Raw genomic sequence first — 19,475 nt, 5'->3', positions numbered from 1 at the left:
AACAGAGTAAATAGATAACATGACTTCAGTTCCACTTACCAAGTACGGCGCAGAACTCCTGAAAGAAGAGTTGCACCAGTTGAAGACCAAAGAACGCCGTATTGTCATCGACGCGATTGCCGAGGCACGCTCGCACGGCGACCTGTCGGAAAACGCTGAGTACGATGCCGCCAAGGAGCGCCAGGCCTTCGTCGAAGGCCGCATCGCGGAACTGGAAGGCAAGCTGAGCGCCGCGCAGATCATCGATCCGGCCACGCTGGACGCCGATGGCCGCGTGGTGTTTGCCGCCACCGTTGACCTGGAAGACCTGGAAACCGGCGACAACGTCAGTTACCAGATCGTGGGCGTGGACGAGGCGGACATCAAGCTGAACAAGGTATCGGTGACCTCGCCGATCGCCCGCGCGCTGATCGGCAAGTCGGCCGGCGACGTGGTGGAAGTGCAGGCCCCGGCCGGCCCGCGCGAATACGAAATCCTGGAAGTGCGCTATATCTGATGTTACTCGCCCGCACACGCTTGCTGGTCGCGACCCTGTGGGCCGGCAGTTTATGGGCGGTGGGCTATCTGGCTGCGCCGACCCTGTTTGCCACGCTGAATGACCGCGTGTTGGCCGGCACCATCGCCGGCAGTCTGTTCACCAGTCAGGCCTGGTTATCGATCGCCTGCGCGGTGGTGATGCTGTTGCTGCTGTGGGCGACCAAGCCCGGTACGGAAGGCATTTTCGCCGGTCCGGCGGTGAACATGGCGGCCAAGGCGCGCCGCACCTTGCTGATTATTGTGCTGGTGATGCTGGCCTGCACGCTGGTGTCGCACTTCGGCCTGCAGCCGATGATGGCGTCGCTGCGGGCGGCGGCGGGGCCGGGCGGGGTGATGGCGGATGCGGCCAAGAACGAATTCGGCATCCTGCACGGGATTTCCAGCACGATTTACCTGATTCAGAGCCTGCTGGCCGCGTGGCTGGTGGTAAAGCAATAACGTCGTCATCCGGCGCAGCCGCGTCGTCCCGGCGCAGGCCGGGACCCATGCTGCGTTTGCGCCCTGGCCGACGTTCCATGGATTCCGGCCTGCGCCGGCATGACGGCGGCGCGGCTTAGCTCAATGCGCTTTTCTTGGTCGACTTCTGACGCGCCTTGGCGCGCTTGATGTTGCCGCCCTGGGTCACGCGTTCATTCCCCTTCAGCAGCACCTTGGTGACCGACGGCCGCTTGGTGCCGGTCGGGCTGGCCTTGACGATGGTGACTTCGCGCATGCCCTTGCCGCTGGTGGCGCTGCGGGTCTTTTCCGTTTCCACTTTCGGGCGGTACAGCACCAGCAGCTTGCCGATGTGCTGCACCGGCGCCGCCTTCAGCTGCTCGCAGATGGTCTCGTACATGGCGATGCGCGCCTCGCGGTCGTCGCCGAACACGCGGACCTTGATCAGGCCGTGGGAATCCAGGCCCAGCGAGATTTCTTTCAGGACATTGGCGGTCAGGCCGTCGGCGCCGATCATGACGATAGGATTCAGGCCGTGGGCTTCGGCGCGCAGTGCGCTGCGCTCGGCGGGAGTAAGTTTGATCATAAAATTCTTTTAGTAGGTTCCTTAAAGGCAGTATTCTACGCGAATGGCTAAGAACAAAATAAGCAAAAACTGGATTCACGACCACATTAACGATCCTTACGTGAAATTGGCCCAGAAAGAGGGCTATCGCGCCCGTGCGGCTTTCAAGCTGAAAGAGATCGATGAGGACGAGAAGCTGATCAAGCCCGGCCAGGTCATCGTCGACCTCGGCTGCACGCCTGGCAGCTGGGCCCAGTACACGCGGCGCAAGCTGGCCGGCAAGGAGGGCGGCGGCGTGCACGGCACGCTGATCGGCCTGGACATCCTGCCGATGGAGCCGGTGGCGGATTTCCACTTCATCCAGGGCGATTTCCGCGAGCCGGAGGTGCTGCAGCAACTGGAAGCGGTGGTGCAGGGGCAAAAAGTTGACCTGGTGTTATCGGACATGGCGCCCAACCTGTCCGGTATTCCGGATTCGGACGCCGCGCGCATGGAGCACCTGATCGATCTGGCGATTGAATTCTCGCAAGCCCATTTGAAACCGGAGGGCGCCTTGCTGGTCAAATGTTTTAAGGACATGGGCTTCAACGATATTGTGCATAAATTCCGTGCCGAATTTAAAACAGTGATACAAAAGAAACCAAAAGCCAGCCGCGACAAGTCCTCCGAGATATTCCTGCTGGGCCGCGGCCTGAAAAATCCGACCGACGAGGGCATGGCCTCGGCACAACCGCTGGATTCTGATGGCTGGCGCCCTTGATATTTGCTGAACAACCCGCACATCGATCAGGAAAAGTCGTTTTTTGCCTTGATCGAGGTAAGATTTTGGTTGAATAATGTGCTTTTCAGCCGGTTTTGGGCCGGCGCACGGCAGGTTTCTGGCAAGGCCTGCTTATTGCGAGTAAAATCGAATTTCAGCCAGGTTTATCGATGCGCCTCGCATCCAAGGAGTTTTCGTGAATAACATGTTTTCCAAATCAGCCATCTGGGTAGTCGTGGTACTGCTCCTGCTTATGCTGTACAAGCAGTTTGATAGCCATGGCGTAACCGGTGGCGCCAAGCCCATCGCTTATTCCGACTTGCTGGATGACGTGAAAGCCAAGCGCATCAAGGACGTCGTGATTGAAGGCGGCACCATCACCGCCACCCGCAGCGACGACACCAAGGTCCGCACCACCGCCACGCTGTACGACCGCGGCCTGATCGGCGACCTGCGCGACAATGGCATCCACTTCGACATCAAACCGCCGGAGGAACCGTCGTTCCTGTCGCAGGTGTTCGTGTCGTGGTTCCCGATGCTGCTGCTGATCGGCGTGTGGATCTTCTTCATGCGCCAGATGCAGGGCGGCGGCAAGGGCGGCGCGTTCTCCTTCGGCAAGTCGAAGGCGCGCATGATGGACGAAACCAATAACACCGTCACCCTGGCCGACGTGGCCGGCTGCGACGAAGCCAAGGAAGAAGTCGCCGAGATCGTCGACTTCCTCAAGGACCCGAGCAAGTTCCAGAAACTCGGCGGCCGCATTCCGCGCGGCGTGCTGATGGTCGGCCCTCCAGGCACGGGTAAAACCCTGCTGGCGCGCGCCATCGCCGGCGAAGCCAAGGTGCCGTTCTTCTCGATTTCCGGTTCGGACTTCGTCGAGATGTTCGTCGGCGTCGGCGCCAGCCGCGTGCGCGACATGTTCGAGAACGCCAAGAAGCACTCGCCGTGCATCATCTTCATCGACGAGATCGACGCGGTCGGTCGTCACCGTGGCGCCGGCATGGGCGGCGGCAACGACGAACGCGAACAGACGCTGAACCAGCTGCTGGTGGAAATGGACGGCTTCGAGGCGCAATCGGGCGTGATCGTCATCGCCGCAACCAACCGCGCCGACGTGCTGGACAAGGCGCTGCTGCGTCCGGGCCGTTTCGACCGCCAGGTCAATGTCGGCCTGCCGGACATCCGCGGCCGTGAGCAGATCCTGAACGTGCACATGCGCAAAGTGCCGATCGGCACCGACGTCAAGGCCGACGTGCTGGCGCGCGGCACCCCGGGCTTCTCGGGCGCCGACCTGGCTAACCTGGTCAACGAGGCCGCGCTGTTTGCCGCCCGCCGCTCCAAGCGCCTGGTGGACATGGCCGACTTCGAGGACGCCAAGGACAAGATCTACATGGGTCCTGAACGTAAATCGATGGTCATCCGCGAGGAAGAGCGTCGCAACACCGCCTACCACGAGTCGGGCCACGCGGTGGTGGCCAAGTTGCTGCCGAAGGCCGATCCGGTCCACAAAGTGACCATCATGCCGCGCGGCTGGGCGCTGGGCCTGACCTGGCAGCTGCCGGAGCACGACAACATCTCGGGCTACAAGGACAAGATGCTGGAAGAGATTTCCATCCTGTTCGGCGGCCGCATCGCCGAAGAGATCTTCGTCGGCCAGATGTCGACCGGCGCCTCGAACGACTTCTCGCGCGCCACCAAGCTGGCCCGCTCGATGGTCACCAAGTTCGGCATGTCGGACGCGCTGGGCGTGATGGTGTACGAGGACAGCCAGAACGACGGCTTCCTGGGCGGCACCAACAAGACCATCTCGGAAGCGACCCAGCAGAAAGTGGATGCGGAAATCCGCCGCATCCTCGACGAGCAATACGCGCTGGCGCGCAAGCTGCTGGAGGAAAACCGCGACAAGGTGGAAGTGATGACCAAGGCGCTGCTGGAATGGGAAACCATCGACGCGGACCAGATCAACGACATCATGGCCGGCCTGGAGCCGCGTCCGCCGAAAGCCGGTGTGTCGATCCGCAAGCAGCCTCCGAGCGATGGCGGCACCGGTGTGTCGCCGGGCGTGACCGCACCGGCCTAAGCCACGCGGAGCAGCATCCACCACAAAGGGTGAGGAGCGATCCTCGCCCTTTTTCATTCCAGTTTCACATGCAATCTACCTTACAGTTTGGCCGTTTCAATTTCCCGTGGCGGGGGCAGGGCGCGCGCGCGCGTGTGATGGGCATCCTCAACGTGACGCCGGATTCGTTCTCGGACGGCGGCCAGCACCACGCGCTGGAATTCGCGCTGGAGCACGCCGAGCAGATGATCGAGGACGGCGTCGACATCATCGACATCGGCGGTGAATCGACCCGGCCGGGCGCGCCGCCGGTGTCGCTGGAGGACGAGCTGCGGCGCGTGATGCCGGTGCTGTACGCGCTGCGCGACCTCGGCCCGGCGATCTCGGTCGACACCTACAAGCCGCAGGTGATGCGCGAGGCCATCATCGCCGGCGCCGACATGATCAACGACATCAACGGCTTCCGCGCGCCGGGCGCGATCGACGCGGTGCGCGACAGCGACTGCGCGCTGTGCATCATGCACATGCAAAGCGACCCGCAGCACATGCAGCTGGCGCCGTCGTACACCGACGTGGTGGACGAGGTGATCGCCTTCCTGCGCGCGCGCGCCGAGGCGCTGCTGGCGGCCGGCATTGATCCACGTCGACTGTGCATCGATCCCGGCTTTGGCTTTGGCAAGACTGTGGAGCATAATTACGCCTTGCTGAAGGCCACCTCGCGCCTGATTAACGAGCTGAACCTGCCGCTGCTGGCCGGGCTGTCGCGCAAATCGATGGTCGGCGCGGTGACCGGCAAGCCGGTCGAGCAGCGCATGGCCGGCAGCGTCGGCGGCGCGCTGGCGGCGGTGGCGCAGGGCGCGCTGATCGTCCGCGTGCACGACGTCGCGGAGACGGTCGACGCGCTCAAGGTCTGGCACGCGGCACAATAGAATAACGACTGGAAGAGCACACATAACATGGCACGTAAATATTTTGGCACCGACGGCATTCGCGGTCTGGTCGGCGAAGCCCCCATCACTCCTGACTTCGTCATGCGGCTCGGCTACGCCGCCGGCAAGGTCCTGGCCAGCAAGCGCACCGGCGCCGGCCGCCCGACCGTCCTGATCGGCAAAGACACCCGCATCTCCGGCTACATGCTGGAAGCCGCGCTGGAAGCCGGCTTCTCGGCCGCCGGCGTCGACGTCATGCTGGCCGGCCCGATGCCGACCCCGGCCATCGCCTACCTGACCCGGGCGCTGCGGCTGTCGGCCGGCGTGGTCATCTCGGCCTCGCACAACCCGTTCCAGGACAACGGCATCAAATTCTTCTCGGCCCAGGGCACCAAGCTGCCGGACGCCGTCGAGCTCGACATCGAAGCCGAGCTGGACCAGCCGATGAACTGCGTGCCGTCGGAAAAGCTGGGCCGCGCCAAGCGCCTGGACGACGCCCAGGGACGCTACATCGAATTCTGCAAGAGCACCTTTCCGAACGAGCTGGACCTGCGCGGCCTCAAGGTCGTGGTCGATTGCGCCCACGGCGCCGCCTACAACATCGCGCCGCACGTGTTCCACGAGCTGGGCGCGGAAGTCATCGCCATCGGCAACAAGCCTGACGGCTTCAACATCAACCTCGACCACGGCGCCACCGCGCCCAAGGCCATGGCTGCCGCCGTGCAGGCCCACGGCGCCGACCTCGGCATCGCGCTCGATGGCGACGCCGACCGCCTGATCATGTGCGACGCCAACGGCCGCCTGTACAACGGCGACGAGCTGCTGTACCTGATGGTCATGGACCGCCTGGCCACCGGCCCGGTGGCCGGCGCCGTCGGCACGCTGATGACCAATATGGCGGTCGAAGTGGCGCTGAAAGAGAAGGGCATCGGCTTCGCCCGCGCCAAGGTCGGCGACCGCTACGTGCTGGAAGTGATGCAAGACAAGGGCTGGATCCTCGGCGGCGAAGGCTCGGGCCACCTGCTGGCGCTGGACAAGCACACCACCGGCGACGGCATCATCTCCGCGCTGCAGGTGCTGTCGGCGCTGAAGCGCGCCGGCAAGTCGCTGGAAGAATGCTGCAGCGAGCTGACCATCTTCCCGCAAACGCTGATCAACGTCCGCGTGCCGGCCGGCTTCGACTGGACCCAGAACGCCGCCATGGTGGCCGAGAAAGCCAAGGTCGAGGCCGAACTGGGCGACAGCGGCCGCGTGCTGATCCGCGCTTCCGGCACCGAACCGCTGATCCGCGTGATGGTCGAAGCGCGCGACGCCGACGCCGCCCAGTCGATGGCACGCCGCATCGCCGACAAGGTCGATACCGCACTGGCCGCTTAAAATTTCAGCACTGAAATATAAATCAGGTGCTTTGATTGACGCGCGGGGCGAGTGCGGCTAAAATACTGTTCATCGGAGTGTAGCGCAGCCCGGTAGCGCATCTGGTTTGGGACCAGAGGGTCCAAGGTTCGAATCCTTGTACTCCGACCAATATCTCTAAAACGGGTTGTCCTCGGACAGCCCGTTTTTCATTTCCGCCGCAAAAACTGCGGCGCGATCACACTGCCCATAGCTCAGTTGGATAGAGCATCAGCCTTCTAAGCTGAGGGTCGCTGGTTCGAACCCAGCTGGGCAGGCCAACCAAAACCATGAGTTACGTAACTTTCTGTAATGCCGCGCGAGTAGGCAGGACTGGCTACGTCGATGTGCCGTCTCAGGTGGCTGCCTCACGCAGCAGCAGGCGCAGCGACGAGGCGGGCCGCTTCAGCGCTGGCGTGGTGGTGCTGGCGCTCAGGCGGAAGCGCGCCACCTGCGCACCCAGCGCCGCCGCCTGCTCGCGCATGGTGGCGCTGGCGGCAGCCGATTCCTCGGCCAGCGCGGCGTTCTGTTGGGTGACGTCGTCCATCGCGGCGATGGCCTGGTGCAGCTGGCGGATGCCGCTCGACTGCTGGCGCGCCGACACCACGATGCGCTCCATCAGGCTGGTGATGCCGGCCACGCTGTCGGCCACCTCGGCCATGCTGACGCCGGCCCGTCCGGCGACCTGCTTGCCGTTGCTGACGCGCCGCGTCGATTCCTCGATCAGCGACTTGATCTCGGCCGCCGCTTCCGCCGAGCGCAGCGCCAGCGCGCGCACCTCGCCGGCCACCACGGCGAACCCGCGGCCATGGCTGCCGGCGCGCGCCGCTTCGACGGCCGCGTTCAGCGCCAGCAGATTGGTCTGGAAGGCGATGCCGTCCATGACAGCGACGATGTCGGCAATGCGGGCCGAGGCGGCGTCGATACCGCCCATCACTGCCACCAGATCACGCACGGTTGCGCCGCTGCGCTGGGCGACGGTGGCTGCCGCCAGCGCCTGTTGGCGCGCCGCGCTGACCTGCTCCTCGTTGTGGCGCACGTCGCTGGCCAGTTGCTGGGTCGAACAGGCCGACTCCTCCAGCGCGCTGGCCTGGCGTTCGGTGCGGCGCGCCAGTTCCTGGTTTTCGGCGGCGATGGCGTCGACCGAGGCGCCGATGGTGGCGGCGCCCGTGCGCACCTCGCCGACCAGGCCGGCCAGGCCGTCGCGCATGCGCTGCAGCGCGTACAGCAGGCTGTGGCGGTCGTCCGGCGCCAACGCGATGTGCACGCCCAGATTGCCGGCGGCGATTTCATTGGCCACCGCCACCGCCGCCATTGGTTCGCCGCCGAGGCGGTGGAACAGCGCGCGCCCGAACAGCAGCCCGGCGGCGACGCTGCCGGCCAGCGTCAGCGCGCACAGGCCAACCAGCGTGCGCTGGGCCGCGCGCGCCTGGGCCAGCATGCCGACGGCGTCGGCGTCGATGGCTCGCTGTTGCAGCGCCAGCATCGCCTCGACGCCGTCGAGGTAGCGCTGCGACGCCTGCGCGAACTCGCGGTCGTAGAGCGCGATGCCGTCCTCGTGGCGGCCGTCGGCGGTCAGCCGCATGACGCGGTCGCGCACGGCGACGAACTGGCGGCGGCTGTCCAGCGTGGCGGCGAAGCGCTGCTGTTCTTCCGGCGTGGTCAGCAGCTGTTGCACTTCCTGTTGCAGCGCGGTGGTGCTGGCGCTCGAGTCGCGGGTTTCCTGTTCGAAGGCGCGCGCCAGCGCCGGGTCGGCGCTGCGGGCCACGGCCGCGGTGCGCTTGGCCGACACCGAGACGTTCAGCAGCCAGCGCGCCAGCAGCCGTTCCTTGGCCAGCGGCTGATGGATCAGCGTCTCGGTTTCCGCCGAGAGTTCCTGGAAACGCCAGATCGCCAGCGCGGTGCTGACGAAGGAGATGGCGATAACGAAGGCGAACGCCAGCCGCAGTTGCAGGCGCACGCTGTGAGAGAGTTTGGTCATGGCGATGTGTGGTTCGGTAGGTGGCCGCCGCCGGCGTGGCGGCGGCGGATGTCAGATGCCGGCGTACCAGTCGTAGCCGCGGTCTTCCCAGTAGCCGCCGTTGCCGCCCCACAGCCCGTGCAGGTTGTCGACCAGCTCGATGCGCATCAGGTATTTGGCCTGCTTGTAGCCCAGCTGGCGCTCGACGCGCAGGCGCAGCGGCGCGCCGTGGCCGACGCTCAGGTCCTGGCCGTTCATGCCGTAGGCCAGCAGCGTCTGCGGATGGAAGGCGTCGACCAGGTCGATGCTTTCGTAATAGCGGCCGCTGCCGTCGAGGGTCTTTTCCAGCTCGTCGGCGCAGTGGAACACCGCGTAGCGCGCGCCCGGCAGCACGCCGGTGGCGCGCAACACCTCGGCCAGCGGCACGCCGGTCCATTTGCCGATCGCGCTCCAGCCTTCGACGCAGTCGTGGCGGGTGATCTGGGTGCGCGACGGCATCAGCTTCAGCGCCGCCAGCGAAAACGCCGTCGGCCGCGCCACCATGCCGTCCACCGTCAGGCGCCAGTCGGCAAACTTGTCGGCCAGCAGCGCGGCGTACAGTTCGCTGTCCGGCATGCTGCTGCCGTTGACGCGGAAGGTGGGCGAGATGTCGGCCTCGGTGTATTCGCGCGCCAGCGCGTGTTTGCCTTGCAGACGTCGTTGCGCCTGTAGCGTCAGCGATTCGGCCGAGCGCAGGAGTTGGCCGGTCGGCGTGTCCTGGCCGCCGGCATCGCAGCCGCCGAGGGCGACGGCAGCAGCCCCGAGGGCGCCGCCCAGCAGGAAGCGGCGGCGTGTCAGTCGTGTGTCAGTCATGGTGGGGTTCACTTTCGTCAATGGCGTAGCGGCCGGTGATCATCGAGCGCAGGTTGTTCCAGACGCCGGACAGCAGCACCATGGCGATGTGCACCACCACGAACGTCACCAGCAGCGCGGCGCTGATGAAGTGCAGCGCACGCGCCGACTGGCGGCCGCCGAACAGGTCGAGCAGGAAGGGAGCGGCGGCGTTCATGCCGGGCGACATGGTCAGGCCGGTCAGCACCATCAGCGGCAGCAGCACGCCGATCACGCCGAGGTAGCTGAGTTTCTGCAGCACGTTGTAGCGCCGCGCCTCCTGGCCCTTGGGGAAGCGCAGGCGCGCGTGGTCGAGCACCTCGTGCCACACGTGGCGCGGCGCCAACTGGCTGCGCGACGGCAGCAGGTCGCGCCGCAGGTGGCCGCTCAGCACGGCATACGCCAGGTAGGCGGCGCCATTGAGCACGAAGCACCAGGCGAAAAAGAAGTGCCAGCGGCGGCCTTCGGCCAGGTCCTGGTAGGAGGGCAGCGTCAGCCAGGTGGGGAAGGCGCGCTCGGTCAGTTGGCCGTCGACCTTGGACAGGCCCAGCACGCCGGTGGTCGGAATCGCGGTGTCGCCGATGCGCACGCTGCCGCGCGTCTGGCCGTGTGCTTGCGTGGCGCCGATGCTCAGCCAGCTATGGTCGGCATCGGCCCCGTACTGGCCCCAGTACAGGCTGGGCCAGGCGTTGAAGATTTGCAGTCCGCTGAGCAGCAGGAAGCCGAGGCAGACGGCGTTGATCCAGTGCGTTATGCGGGTCAGGATGGCATGCCGGTGGACCAGCACGGTGTTGGTTTCAGGGCTCATGGCGGCTCCAGCGGGGGAAGGCCGGCCCGGGGCAGGGCCGGCCCGCCGGGATTACATCGGTGGCACGACGCCGTTGGTGCCCACCACCAGTTGCTGCGCGACCAGGTTGCCCTTGTCGTTCTTGGTGGCCGGGATGAAGACGATGGCGCCGGCGACCAGGTCCTTGGTGCTGGCCGGCGCCAGCGTCACCACCGGCGTGCCGTCGGCGATGGCGATCTTCTTCTCCTTGCCGTGGTAGGACACGGTGACGGTGTGGCCGTCCACGCCCTTGACGGCATCGGCCACGGTGGCGTTGGTCATGCTGCTGTTCGGCTTCAGATCCCAACCGTAGCTGCCTTCGCCGGTGCCCTTCATGGCCGGCGGGAAGATCAGCACTTCCAGCGCGCCGTCGCCGCCATCGGCTTTGGCCAGCGAGGCGATGCCGACGAAGTCGCCCGGCTTGATGTCGGTCACGGCGGCGCGCGCCACGCCGGCCACGCGGCCGCCTTCGGCCAGGGTGACGTCCACCATCTTGCCTTCGCGCGTCTTGACCTTGATGGTGTTGTTGGCGAACGAGACGATGCTGCCGCGGATATTGGTCGGAGCGGCGTGCGGCGCCTGCGCCTGGGCGGTGGCCGGCAGTGCGAGGTAGGCGGCTGGCAGACCCAGGGTGGCGGCGGCGATCAGGGCGCGAACGGTGATGCGGGTAACAGTGTTTTTCATAATATACCTACTAGTTGGTAGATTTGTGGCGCAAAAAAAAAGGGATCTCGATGCAGTGCGCCGACAGGCTGCGGAGATCTTCCGACAAAATCTTGGGGCCGCGGCGGCCACGCCGGCCGTAAAGGCGCGGCGCGGGCCGCGCTCAGCCCTTGGCCGCCAGGCGCGCCAGCAGCGGCTCGGTGATGGCGCCGAACACGCTGCCGTCGCCATAAGCGCGCGCCGACAGCATGGCGCCATGCACGGTGGCCATGAATGCCTCGGCCTCGACCCGTGGCGGACCGTTCAGCGTGATGACTCCTTGCGCCGCGCCGCGTTCCAGCACGCTGGTCAGCCAGCCCGACAGGAAGCGGAAGTAGGCGCGCACCTGCAGCGCGACTTCTTCCGGCAGCACCGGCAACTCGTTGGCCAGCAGCGCGCACACGCAGAACGGCCGGCTGCCGTCGCTGATGCAGGCCTTCCAGTGATCAATGTAGATGCGCAGCTGGTCGAGCGGATTGGGCGCCGCCAGTTCCAGATTGGCGAAGCCCTCGCGGGCGTCGGCCAGGTAGCGTTCCACCAGCGTTTTGACCAGATCGGCCTTGCTGGGGAAGTGGTGGTGGATGCTGGGCTTGCGGATGCCGACCACGTCGGCGATGTCCGCGTAGCTGAAGCCGTTGTAGCCGCCACTGACGATCAGCGCCCGCGAGCAGGCCAGGATATCGTCGGCGGTAGAAGAAGTTTTGTTCATGTCGAACATCCTACCTTCTGGTAGGTTTGGAGTCAAGCATGGCACCAAAGTATTTTATCAGTGCCTCGGCGCCGAGCGGCCTGGCGAAGTGGTAGCCCTGCGCCTCGTCGCAGCCCCAGGCGCGCAGCAGCGCCGCGCACTGGGCCGACTCGACGCCTTCCGCCACCACCCGGTAGCCGAGGTCGTGCGCCATGCGCAGGATGGCGCGCACCAGTTTCTGGTCGTGGGCGCTGGCGGTCAGGTCGCCGATGAAGGCGCGGTCGATCTTCAGCACGCTGGCGGGCAGCTTCTGCAGGTAGGCCAGGCTGCTGTAGCCGGTGCCGAAATCGTCGATGGCGATGTCGATGCCCATGGCGCGCAGCGCCCGCAGCTGGGTGATGACGCGGCCGTCGTCGCGGGCCAGCATGCTTTCGGTGAATTCCAGCTCGATCGCCGCCGGCGGCACGCCATGCCGTGCCAGCAGCGTGGCGACGCAGCCGGCGAAGCCCGGCTCTTCCAGGTCGGCGGCCGACACATTGATCGACAGCTTGAGCGTAACGCCGGCGGCGCGCCAGCGCGCCAGTTGCGCCAGCGCGTGGTGCAGCACCCAGCGCGTCAGCGCGCCGATCAGCGCGGTCTCTTCGGCCAGCGGCACGAACTCGGCCGGCGAGATGTCGCCATGGCGCGGATCGCGCCAGCGCAGCAACGCTTCAGCGCCACGCGGCCGGCCGTCGAGGTCGACACGCGGCTGGTACACCAGCGACAGCTGGTCCTCGGCCTGCAGGGCGCCGGCCAGGCCGGCCAGCAGCTGGAAGCGGCGCGCGTGGTGGCGGTCGTGGCTGGCGGCGTAGGCGGCGGTGCGGGCCGGCGTGCCGCGCGCGTCGTCCACCGCGCTGTACAGGCGGCGCAGCGCATCGCGCGCGGCCACCTGGCCAGGCACGAACACATCGATGCCGATGGCCGGCTCGGCGCGCACCGGCACGCCGTTGCAGTCGATCGGATCGCGCAGGCTCAGATGCAACTGGCGCGCCGTCGCCTCGGGCGCGTTGGCGCCGTCCTCCAGCAGGACCACGCAGCGCGCCGCGCTCAGGTGATACAGCCGGGCGCGCGGATCGAGCGCGCGCCGGATGCGCTCGGTCGAGCTTTGGATCAGGCTTTCGACGAAGGTGGCGCCGAACACCCGCACCCCTTGCTGCATCTGGCGCGCGGTGACGCTTTCCACCAGCAGCGCGGCGCGGCGCACGCCGGGCTGGCGCTCGGCCAGGTCGTCCAGATCGTCGATCAACTGGTATTCGTTGGGATAGCCGCTGACCGGGTGGATGCGGCCGATGCTGTTTTGCAGCTCGATCTGGGCCATCACCATCGCCGCCAGCTCGGCCAGCACCGCCACCTCGTCGTCGTCGAAGCGGCGCGGCTGGGTGTCCATCACGCACAGCGTGCCAAGGCTGTGGCCGGTGCGGGTGATCAGCGGCGCGCCGGCGTAGGCGCGCATGCCGCCGCGCCGCACCAGCGGCGTGTGGCCGAAGCGCTCATCGTGCAACAGGTCGGGGATCACGCACACGCGCTCGCCGCGGATGGTCCAGTTGCAGGGCGCGTCCTCGCGCGGCGCCTCGACCAGGTCGAAGCCAACGCGCGACTTGAAATACTGGCGGTCGCGGTCCAGCAGCGAAATCGAGGAGATCGGCACGCGCAGCAGCCGGCTGGCGATGCGCGTGATGCGGTCAAAGGCTTTGCTGGGCGCGGTGTCCAGCAGGCGCAGGCTGCGCAGCGCGCCCAGGCGCGCTTCTTCGTTGAAATGCGGGGAAAGGCTGGTCATGATGGGAAAACAATCGTCAGCCGGGCCAGGCGGCCCGGCTTAAAAACCGCAACGGGCCGCCGCGCTGGCCGGCGACACCGTCCACCGCCACACCGGTGCCGGCTGCGCGCGCGGCAGGTAGCTGATGCGCCGCTGCTGGCCGTCGCGCGTGACCAGCAGCGACAGCATGCCGGTTTCGTCCTTGCGGGCCTGTTGCAGGTTGTCCATCGACGCGATCTGGTCGCCCTCGGCCAGTCCCGCCAGTGCCGCCTGCGAGCCGGCGCGCAGGCGGCGCACCACGGTGTGGCTCATCTCGTCGAAGCCGAGGTCGAACGCGCGCACCTGCCTGAGCGAGCGCGCCAGGCATGGCGCCAGCGCCGACGCCGGTGGTTCGATCAGCTTGCCGCTGACCATGTCGTCGTAGTCGCGGCCGGCGGGCTCGCCCAGTTCGCCGACCACCATCGTGCGCCAGTCGGCGGCGCGCACCTGCTGGCCGGCGCGCTGGCGCCGCAGCACCTCCAGCACCAGGTCGTCGACGCCGCGCCGGCCCTGCGTGTGTTCGCGCAGTTGCGCGTTAAGGCGCAGGAAGTACAGAAAGCCGCGCACATAGGGCAGGCGTTGCGCGCGCGTGTCGGACCAGAACTGCTCGCCGGCCTGCTGATTGCTGGTGTGGATGAACGGGCTGGTCATGTAATCCTCGGTGTGCTTGTTGACCAGTTCGGCGAACTTGTCGAGCGTGATCGACTGGTTGCGGTACAACAGCACGGCGGTGTAGTACTCGGCCGTGCCCTCGGTGTACCAGGCGGTGGTGCTGAGGTCGTTGTCATCCAGGCGCGGCCAGTTGTGCACCATTTCGTGCGTCAGCAGCAGTTTCTGGTCGTCGGCGTTGGCGCCGTCCGAACCGTAGCCGAACACAAACGAACGGGTCCAGCCCGAGCCGCCGGAGGACGGGTAGGGATTGCGGCGCGCGAAGATGCGGTAGGTGGTGCCCTGATCCTGGAAGAAGCTGGCCATGGCGCGGTACATGGCCTGGGTGTCGGCGGCCAGGCGCGCCATGTCGAACGGCGGTTCGCTCAGCCAGTACAGCGCGAACGGGCCGCGACCGTCGGCCGGCAGGCTCTTCACCGGGCCGATGGCGAAGCCGCTCTGGAACAGGTCGCCGCTGGTGCCGGCCAGCGTCTGCCGGCCTTCACCCAGGCTCCAGACGCCGCGCGTGCCGGGCGCGGCCTGCGACAGGTCCCAGTCCAGCGTGATCTGGTAGCGGCGCTCGTCCGCGGGCAGGGCCAGGAAGTACATGCCGGCGCCCAGCAGGCCGCCGGCCTCGGCGCGCAAATCGTACAGCGGGCCGTTGCGGGTGTGGGCGTCCACCGCGCGCGGCTTGCCGGTGTAGCGCACCACCACGTTGCCGACCGTGGCGCGGCCAACCAGGTAGTCTCGGAACACCATCGACGGATCGGGCTCGCCTTCCTTGACCGTCAGCGTCAGCGGACCGGCATCGTCGCGGGCCTCGATCGCGTCGGCCGCGTAAGCCGGCACGTCGATCGACACCGCGTAGGTCGGCATGGTCAGCAGGCTGGCGCCGGGCGCCAGGTGCGGATTGTCGATGGTCAGCCGGACGCCGATGGCGTCGACCTCGGCGCCGTGCTGGTGCGGCATCATCAGCAGGTCCAGTTTGGGCAGGGTGGCAGGCTGCGCGGCGGCGAGCAGCGGCATCGACAGCGATGTGGCGAGAAGCAGGGTCTTGATCGGCATGTTAAGCGGCGCTGTCGTCAGCGGGGTGGGGAAACGGGACGGCGTCCCGCTCACGCTGGCGGCGTTCCGCGGCCAGCATGTGCGAGTAGAACCGCCATTCTTCCAGTTGGGCAAAATAGGTGGCCTGGCGCTCGCCGGTCCTGATCCGGGCGCAGCGGATCGCGGAGACCGAGGCGACCGGCGTGACAGGATGGCTGGCCATGGTGGCTCCTTGCGTTTATTTGTCGCGGCGCAGGCCGCTGATGCTCAGGGACAGGGCGGACACCAGGAAATAAAAGGCGCCAAACCCGGCGTAGCCGGCCACAGTGGCGACAGTCGGCGTGGCGGCCGCCTGCGCCTGGAAGATGAACACGCCGCCGGCCAGCGCCGATTGCGCGCCGCTCAGGATCATCGCCCACTGCGCGCCATACTGCTTACGGCGGCGCAATCCGGTGCCCAGCTGCAGCACGCCGGACAGGATGGCCCAGACGCCGAACACGCTCAGCACGCGATGCATGTCGGGCAGGGCGAGATAGACGCCAACGGCGACCGCCAGGCTGACGATGACATTGAACTGCTGGGTATGGTTGCGGGAGATGCCACCGCTGCGCGCGCCATCGACCAGGTTGGCCACGGCGTCCCACAGCGGGTAGAACACGAACAGCATGGCAGCCAGCGGGCCGCTCTGGTCGGCATTCAGTGCAAGAAACACCCAGGCGGCGGCAACGGCGGCGCGGGTGAAGTAGTAGGTTTTCAGCCAGCTTTCATTCGCGGAGAAAGCGGCCGTGGTGGAGGCTTGGTTCATGGAATATCCTTTGCAGAGTGTTTGCTATCTATTAGTTGGTAGGTCAATGAATGGTAGCCTACCTTCTAGTAGGACTGGAGTCAAGATTTTTCCGTAGAACCTACAGCTTGTGAAGCGCTGGTTTCATTTATGTTGATGTATGGAATCTTTTAGGGCATAGTGTGGGCAGATGCATTGTTCCGACGCGCCGGCCACGCCCTAGCCAGCGCCTCCGCCGCCTTTTCCGTCCCCATCCCGACTGTTCCATCGGTTTTCCATCGCCCTGATCCCGCGAGCCTGGTTGTTCAACCCGACTTTGCCTACCACAGGAGCGTCCCATGGACTCGTTCAAGAAATTAAAAATCGGTACCCAGTTGTCGCTGGGCTTTGGCATGCTGACCGCGCTGATGCTGGTGCTGGCGGTGTTTTCGGTAATGCGCGTGTCGTCGCTGTCGAAGGCCTTCTACGAAGATAATCGCATCTCCTCCGAGCGGCTGGAGCCGCTGTACCTGGCGCGCGAGGCGCTGGCGCAGACCGGCCTGGCCGCGCGCAATGCCTACATTTTCACCGACAACGCGCAGGCCATGCGCGAACTGGACATCGTTGATGAGCAAAAGGCGGTGTATCTGGCCGCCGTCGAGAAAATGACGCCGGTGTATGCCAACGATCCGCAATTTGCCAAGGTGAAGGAAGGGCTGCTGGCCATGGCGAACGAGCTGAAGCGCCCGCGCCAGTACCGCGAGGCGGGCAAGATGGAGGAATACGGCCGCTTCCTGGTCGAGGAGTGCAGCCCGCTGCGCCGCCGCATCGTGCAGGACATGGGCGTGCTGGTGAAGTCGGTGCAGAAAGAGTCGGAAGGCGCTGCCGAAATGGTGGAAGACGACGCCACGGGCGCGCGGCGCCTGGTGACGGTGCTGGCGGTGGTGGCTTTTGTCCTGAGCGTGGTGATTGCCGGCTTGATCAAGCGGCTGTTGCTGAAGCAGTTGGGCGGCGAGCCGGTCTACGCAGCCGAAATCGCCAGCCGCATCGCCAAGGGCGACCTGGCGGTCAGTGTGCATCTGGCGCCGGAAGACAAGGATAGTTTGCTGTTTGCCATCAAGGGCATGCGCGACAGCCTGGCGGGCATCGTCAGCGAGGTGCGGCATGGCACCGAGGCGATCAGCCATGCGTCGCAGGAGATCGCGACCGGCAATGCCGACCTGTCGCAGCGCACCGAGCAGCAGGCGCAGTCGCTGGAGCGGGTGGCGACGGCGATGGAGGAGTTGACCTCGACGGTGAAGCAGAATGCCAGCAATGCGCAGCAGGCCAATCAGCTGTCGCAGTCGGCGTCAGACGTGTCGGAGCAGGGTGGTGTGGTGATGCGCCAAGTGACCGATACCATGGAATCGATCAATGAATCGTCGAAAAAAATCGTTGAGATTATTTCTGTTATCGACGGCATTGCTTTCCAGACGAATATTCTGGCGTTGAATGCGGCGGTGGAAGCGGCCCGCGCCGGTGAGCAAGGCCGGGGTTTTGCGGTGGTGGCCAGCGAGGTAAGGGTATTGGCGCACCGCGCGGCGCAGGCGGCCAAGGAAATTAAAATCCTGATTGATGATTCGGTGGTTAAAGTCGGCAGTGGTTCCGAGCTGGTACAAAAGGCGGGGATTACTATTCACGAGGTCGTGGACAGCGTTCGCCGGGTGACGGAGATTATGGCTGAAATAAGCGACGCGAGTCAGGAGCAAAGTGCGGGTATTCAGGAGGTCAGCCAGGCCCTGGGGCAAATGGATGGCATGACGCAACAGAATACCGCCTTGGTGGAGGAAGCCAGCGCGGCTGCCGAGGAATTAAAGGAACAGGCTGCGCATTTAAATGACATCGTCGGGCAGTTTAAATTGGATGCCGCAGAATCGAATATCGCGCATTTGCCGGTGAAAACCAGCGCGACGATGAATTCGCGCACGCACCGCAATTTGCGGTTGGCCAACGGCTGATAGGCAGAGCAAGGCGGCGCGGCTTGCCGCGCCGCTTTTTTATGCCAAAAATTGGCCTGAAGGCGCCGGTTTTTGGCATGCTTCAGTGTCGCTTTCCTACGGGAGAGCAGGATGGACGCCAATACATCGGCTTTGCGCCGGCAGGGCAGAACCCGCCGGCTGTTTATTGACCCGGCGGCGATATGCGCGTGTGGCCGGAATCAGCGATATAGTCGGCGGCATAATTTGGCAGCATTGTGGCGTGTCGCATATTTTGCCTGCATGCTTATCGATATATTATTTCAACGCATGCCGATATTCAGCTCGACGGTAACTTCGATTATCGCCGCTTAATTGGCGTGCTTGTGGAATATCCGATTGTTGGCGTGACGGTATTTATAATCTCGCGGGTGAGGAGTGGCTGGCGAAATGGCGGGCATGCCGCTTTATGACTGATTCGACCGCCCGCGCGGTGGATAACTTTGCTGCGGAAAAATTACGCAGCAAACATTTGTCCTTACGAAACAAGCACTTGTTGGTGTGCCTTGATGCTTGTTAACAGCCTTATCCACAGAATTTGTTAACAACCGCCGGGCAAAGCATCAATCAGCGCCCGCACCGCCGCCGACAACCGCCGGTGCGGTGGATAAATCAGCGAAAACGGCCTGCTGCGTCCGCGCAGCCCAGGCAGCACCTCGACCAGCCGACCGGCAACCAGCCTGTCCGCCGCCACGAAATGATAGGTCTGGCAAATGCCTAAGCCCTGCTCGGCCAGCGACACCACCCCCAGCACATCGTCCGCCACCCGCAGGCGGGCCGGCGCCTGCCAGTCGATTTCCTTGCCATCCACGTGCAGCAGCCACGGCGCCTGCCGCCCAGTGCTCGGCATGATGAAGGGCAGGCAAGCGTGCCCGGCCAGTTCGTCCAGCGTCTCCGGCGTGCCGGCCCGACGCAAATAATCCGGCGACGCCACCAGGCACACGGCTTCGTCGCCCAGCCGCTTGGCCGCTAACCCGCTGTCAGCCAGTTCGCCCAGCCGGATCGCCAGGTCGTAGCCCTCGGCAACCAGATCGACGTTGCGATTGCTGACGCTTAACTCGACGGACACCTGCGGATGCCGCTCAATGAACGGCCGTAACATCGCCGGCAGCCGGTAATGGCCGTAGGTGGTCGGCACGCTGATGCGCACCTTGCCGGACAGTTCGCCGCCTTGTCCCTGAATGGCGCGTTCGGCATCGGCGATCAGGCCAAAGGCGTTGCGCGCTTGCTCCAGGTACAGGTTGCCGGCCTCCGTCACACTCAGCCGGCGGGTGGTGCGGCGCATCAGCTGGACGCCAAGCCGCGCCTCCAGCCGGGCGACCGCGCGGCTCAGCACCGACGGCGTGGTGCCCAGCGCCACCGCCGCCGCGCTGATCGTGCCCTTGTCGACGATGGTGACAAACGCCTCCAGGTCTGCCATGTGATCGAATTGTCTCGCCATTTTC

General features: G+C 65.5%; 18 protein-coding genes and 2 tRNA genes. 9 read left to right on the top strand and 11 right to left on the bottom strand.

Translation table 11 applies throughout. The annotated features are described in order from the left end of the window. Positions 1-19 precede the first annotated feature (19 nt). Positions 20-496 carry a transcription elongation factor GreA gene (gene greA / locus FHW58_RS09990; protein ID WP_179672859.1) on the top strand — a complete coding sequence of 159 codons (477 nt, stop codon included), beginning with the start codon at positions 20-22 and terminating at the stop codon, positions 494-496. Next, positions 496-975, top strand: a complete 480-nt coding sequence (locus FHW58_RS09985; RefSeq protein ID WP_179672858.1) for a DUF4149 domain-containing protein — start codon at positions 496-498, stop codon at positions 973-975. The genes greA and FHW58_RS09985 overlap by 1 nt, the downstream gene beginning before the upstream one ends. Positions 976-1,090: 115 nt before the next feature. On the opposite strand, the gene FHW58_RS09980 is transcribed toward FHW58_RS09985, so the two are convergent. Then, complete coding sequence (locus FHW58_RS09980) at positions 1,091-1,558, bottom strand: YhbY family RNA-binding protein (protein WP_179672857.1); 468 nt, start codon at positions 1,556-1,558, stop codon at positions 1,091-1,093. Between the two features lie 43 nt (positions 1,559-1,601). Between FHW58_RS09980 and FHW58_RS09975 the strand changes: the two genes are divergently transcribed. The 6 genes from FHW58_RS09975 (at position 1,602) to FHW58_RS09950 (ending at position 6,961) form a co-directional block, all read left to right on the top strand. Further along, complete coding sequence (locus FHW58_RS09975) at positions 1,602-2,297, top strand: RlmE family RNA methyltransferase (protein ID WP_179672856.1); 696 nt, start codon at positions 1,602-1,604, stop codon at positions 2,295-2,297. A gap of 196 nt (positions 2,298-2,493) precedes the next feature. Beyond that, positions 2,494-4,377, top strand: a complete 1,884-nt coding sequence (ftsH, locus tag FHW58_RS09970; protein WP_179672855.1) for an ATP-dependent zinc metalloprotease FtsH — start codon at positions 2,494-2,496, stop codon at positions 4,375-4,377. A 68-nt stretch (positions 4,378-4,445) separates the two neighbouring features. Beyond that, entirely contained in the window at positions 4,446-5,285 is an 840-nt protein-coding gene (folP, locus tag FHW58_RS09965) for a dihydropteroate synthase (RefSeq protein ID WP_179672854.1), read from the top strand. 27 nt (positions 5,286-5,312) lie between these two features. Further along, entirely contained in the window at positions 5,313-6,662 is a 1,350-nt protein-coding gene (gene glmM, locus FHW58_RS09960; protein WP_179672853.1) for a phosphoglucosamine mutase, read from the top strand. Positions 6,663-6,735: 73 nt separating this feature from the next. Then, positions 6,736-6,812 (top strand) — tRNA-Pro (locus FHW58_RS09955). Between the two features lie 72 nt (positions 6,813-6,884). Beyond that, a tRNA-Arg gene (locus FHW58_RS09950) sits at positions 6,885-6,961 on the top strand. 74 nt (positions 6,962-7,035) lie between these two features. On the opposite strand, the gene FHW58_RS09945 is transcribed toward FHW58_RS09950, so the two are convergent. From FHW58_RS09945 to FHW58_RS09905, 9 genes are all read right to left on the bottom strand, one after another. Further along, on the bottom strand, positions 7,036-8,661 hold the full coding sequence (locus FHW58_RS09945; RefSeq protein ID WP_179672852.1) for a methyl-accepting chemotaxis protein: 1,626 nt from the start codon (positions 8,659-8,661) through the stop codon (positions 7,036-7,038). Positions 8,662-8,712: 51 nt separating this feature from the next. Next, positions 8,713-9,492, bottom strand: a complete 780-nt coding sequence (locus tag FHW58_RS09940) for a molybdopterin-binding protein (RefSeq protein WP_179672851.1) — start codon at positions 9,490-9,492, stop codon at positions 8,713-8,715. Continuing rightward, complete coding sequence (locus FHW58_RS09935) at positions 9,485-10,318, bottom strand: cytochrome b/b6 domain-containing protein (RefSeq protein ID WP_179672850.1); 834 nt, start codon at positions 10,316-10,318, stop codon at positions 9,485-9,487. The genes FHW58_RS09940 and FHW58_RS09935 overlap by 8 nt, the downstream gene beginning before the upstream one ends. Before the next feature lie 51 nt (positions 10,319-10,369). Beyond that, on the bottom strand, positions 10,370-11,020 hold the full coding sequence (locus FHW58_RS09930) for a hypothetical protein (RefSeq protein WP_179672849.1): 651 nt from the start codon (positions 11,018-11,020) through the stop codon (positions 10,370-10,372). Between the two features lie 142 nt (positions 11,021-11,162). Next, positions 11,163-11,747, bottom strand: a complete 585-nt coding sequence (locus tag FHW58_RS09925) for a TetR/AcrR family transcriptional regulator (protein WP_179672848.1) — start codon at positions 11,745-11,747, stop codon at positions 11,163-11,165. Positions 11,748-11,757: 10 nt separating this feature from the next. After that, a complete protein-coding gene (locus FHW58_RS09920; protein WP_179672847.1) occupies positions 11,758-13,542 on the bottom strand; it encodes an EAL domain-containing protein in 1,785 nt (594 codons plus the stop codon). Between the two features lie 39 nt (positions 13,543-13,581). Beyond that, complete coding sequence (locus tag FHW58_RS09915; RefSeq protein ID WP_179672846.1) at positions 13,582-15,273, bottom strand: hypothetical protein; 1,692 nt, start codon at positions 15,271-15,273, stop codon at positions 13,582-13,584. A 1-nt stretch (position 15,274) separates the two neighbouring features. After that, positions 15,275-15,475, bottom strand: a complete 201-nt coding sequence (locus FHW58_RS09910; RefSeq protein WP_179672845.1) for a hypothetical protein — start codon at positions 15,473-15,475, stop codon at positions 15,275-15,277. Positions 15,476-15,490: 15 nt separating this feature from the next. Continuing rightward, positions 15,491-16,057 carry a DUF308 domain-containing protein gene (locus tag FHW58_RS09905; protein ID WP_179672844.1) on the bottom strand — a complete coding sequence of 189 codons (567 nt, stop codon included), beginning with the start codon at positions 16,055-16,057 and terminating at the stop codon, positions 15,491-15,493. Positions 16,058-16,428: 371 nt separating this feature from the next. On the opposite strand from FHW58_RS09905, the gene FHW58_RS09900 reads away from it, so the two are divergent. Next, positions 16,429-18,012: a methyl-accepting chemotaxis protein gene (locus FHW58_RS09900; RefSeq protein WP_229265113.1), complete on the top strand. Its 1,584-nt coding sequence runs from the start codon at positions 16,429-16,431 to the stop codon at positions 18,010-18,012. A gap of 559 nt (positions 18,013-18,571) precedes the next feature. Here the strand turns inward: FHW58_RS09900 and FHW58_RS09895 are convergent. Next, positions 18,572-19,471 (bottom strand): LysR family transcriptional regulator, encoded by a 900-nt coding sequence (locus FHW58_RS09895; protein ID WP_179672842.1) that lies wholly within the window; start codon positions 19,469-19,471, stop codon positions 18,572-18,574. Positions 19,472-19,475 lie beyond the last annotated feature (4 nt).

It is taken from the genome of Duganella sp. 1224, from assembly GCF_013408245.1.
GTDB lineage: Bacteria > Pseudomonadota > Gammaproteobacteria > Burkholderiales > Burkholderiaceae_D > Rugamonas.
This window is presented reverse-complemented; position numbering and strand designations above follow the sequence as displayed.

Excerpts from the sequence above, each read along its gene's own strand:
- FHW58_RS09895 (WP_179672842.1), bottom strand. The coding sequence starts at position 19,471 with ATGGCGAGACAATTCGATCACATGGCAGACCTGGAGGCGTTTGTCACC.
- FHW58_RS09945 (WP_179672852.1), bottom strand. The coding sequence starts at position 8,661 with ATGACCAAACTCTCTCACAGCGTGCGCCTGCAACTGCGGCTGGCGTTC.
- greA (WP_179672859.1), top strand. The coding sequence starts at position 20 with ATGACTTCAGTTCCACTTACCAAGTACGGCGCAGAACTCCTGAAAGAA.
- FHW58_RS09905 (WP_179672844.1), bottom strand. The coding sequence starts at position 16,057 with ATGAACCAAGCCTCCACCACGGCCGCTTTCTCCGCGAATGAAAGCTGG.
- FHW58_RS09925 (WP_179672848.1), bottom strand. The coding sequence starts at position 11,747 with ATGAACAAAACTTCTTCTACCGCCGACGATATCCTGGCCTGCTCGCGG.
- FHW58_RS09975 (WP_179672856.1), top strand. The coding sequence starts at position 1,602 with ATGGCTAAGAACAAAATAAGCAAAAACTGGATTCACGACCACATTAAC.
- FHW58_RS09900 (WP_229265113.1), top strand. The coding sequence starts at position 16,429 with ATGCTGACCGCGCTGATGCTGGTGCTGGCGGTGTTTTCGGTAATGCGC.
- FHW58_RS09940 (WP_179672851.1), bottom strand. The coding sequence starts at position 9,492 with ATGACTGACACACGACTGACACGCCGCCGCTTCCTGCTGGGCGGCGCC.
- FHW58_RS09915 (WP_179672846.1), bottom strand. The coding sequence starts at position 15,273 with ATGCCGATCAAGACCCTGCTTCTCGCCACATCGCTGTCGATGCCGCTG.
- FHW58_RS09910 (WP_179672845.1), bottom strand. The coding sequence starts at position 15,475 with ATGGCCAGCCATCCTGTCACGCCGGTCGCCTCGGTCTCCGCGATCCGC.
- FHW58_RS09980 (WP_179672857.1), bottom strand. The coding sequence starts at position 1,558 with ATGATCAAACTTACTCCCGCCGAGCGCAGCGCACTGCGCGCCGAAGCC.
- FHW58_RS09935 (WP_179672850.1), bottom strand. The coding sequence starts at position 10,318 with ATGAGCCCTGAAACCAACACCGTGCTGGTCCACCGGCATGCCATCCTG.
- glmM (WP_179672853.1), top strand. The coding sequence starts at position 5,313 with ATGGCACGTAAATATTTTGGCACCGACGGCATTCGCGGTCTGGTCGGC.
- FHW58_RS09930 (WP_179672849.1), bottom strand. The coding sequence starts at position 11,020 with ATGAAAAACACTGTTACCCGCATCACCGTTCGCGCCCTGATCGCCGCC.
- folP (WP_179672854.1), top strand. The coding sequence starts at position 4,446 with ATGCAATCTACCTTACAGTTTGGCCGTTTCAATTTCCCGTGGCGGGGG.
- FHW58_RS09985 (WP_179672858.1), top strand. The coding sequence starts at position 496 with ATGTTACTCGCCCGCACACGCTTGCTGGTCGCGACCCTGTGGGCCGGC.
- FHW58_RS09920 (WP_179672847.1), bottom strand. The coding sequence starts at position 13,542 with ATGACCAGCCTTTCCCCGCATTTCAACGAAGAAGCGCGCCTGGGCGCG.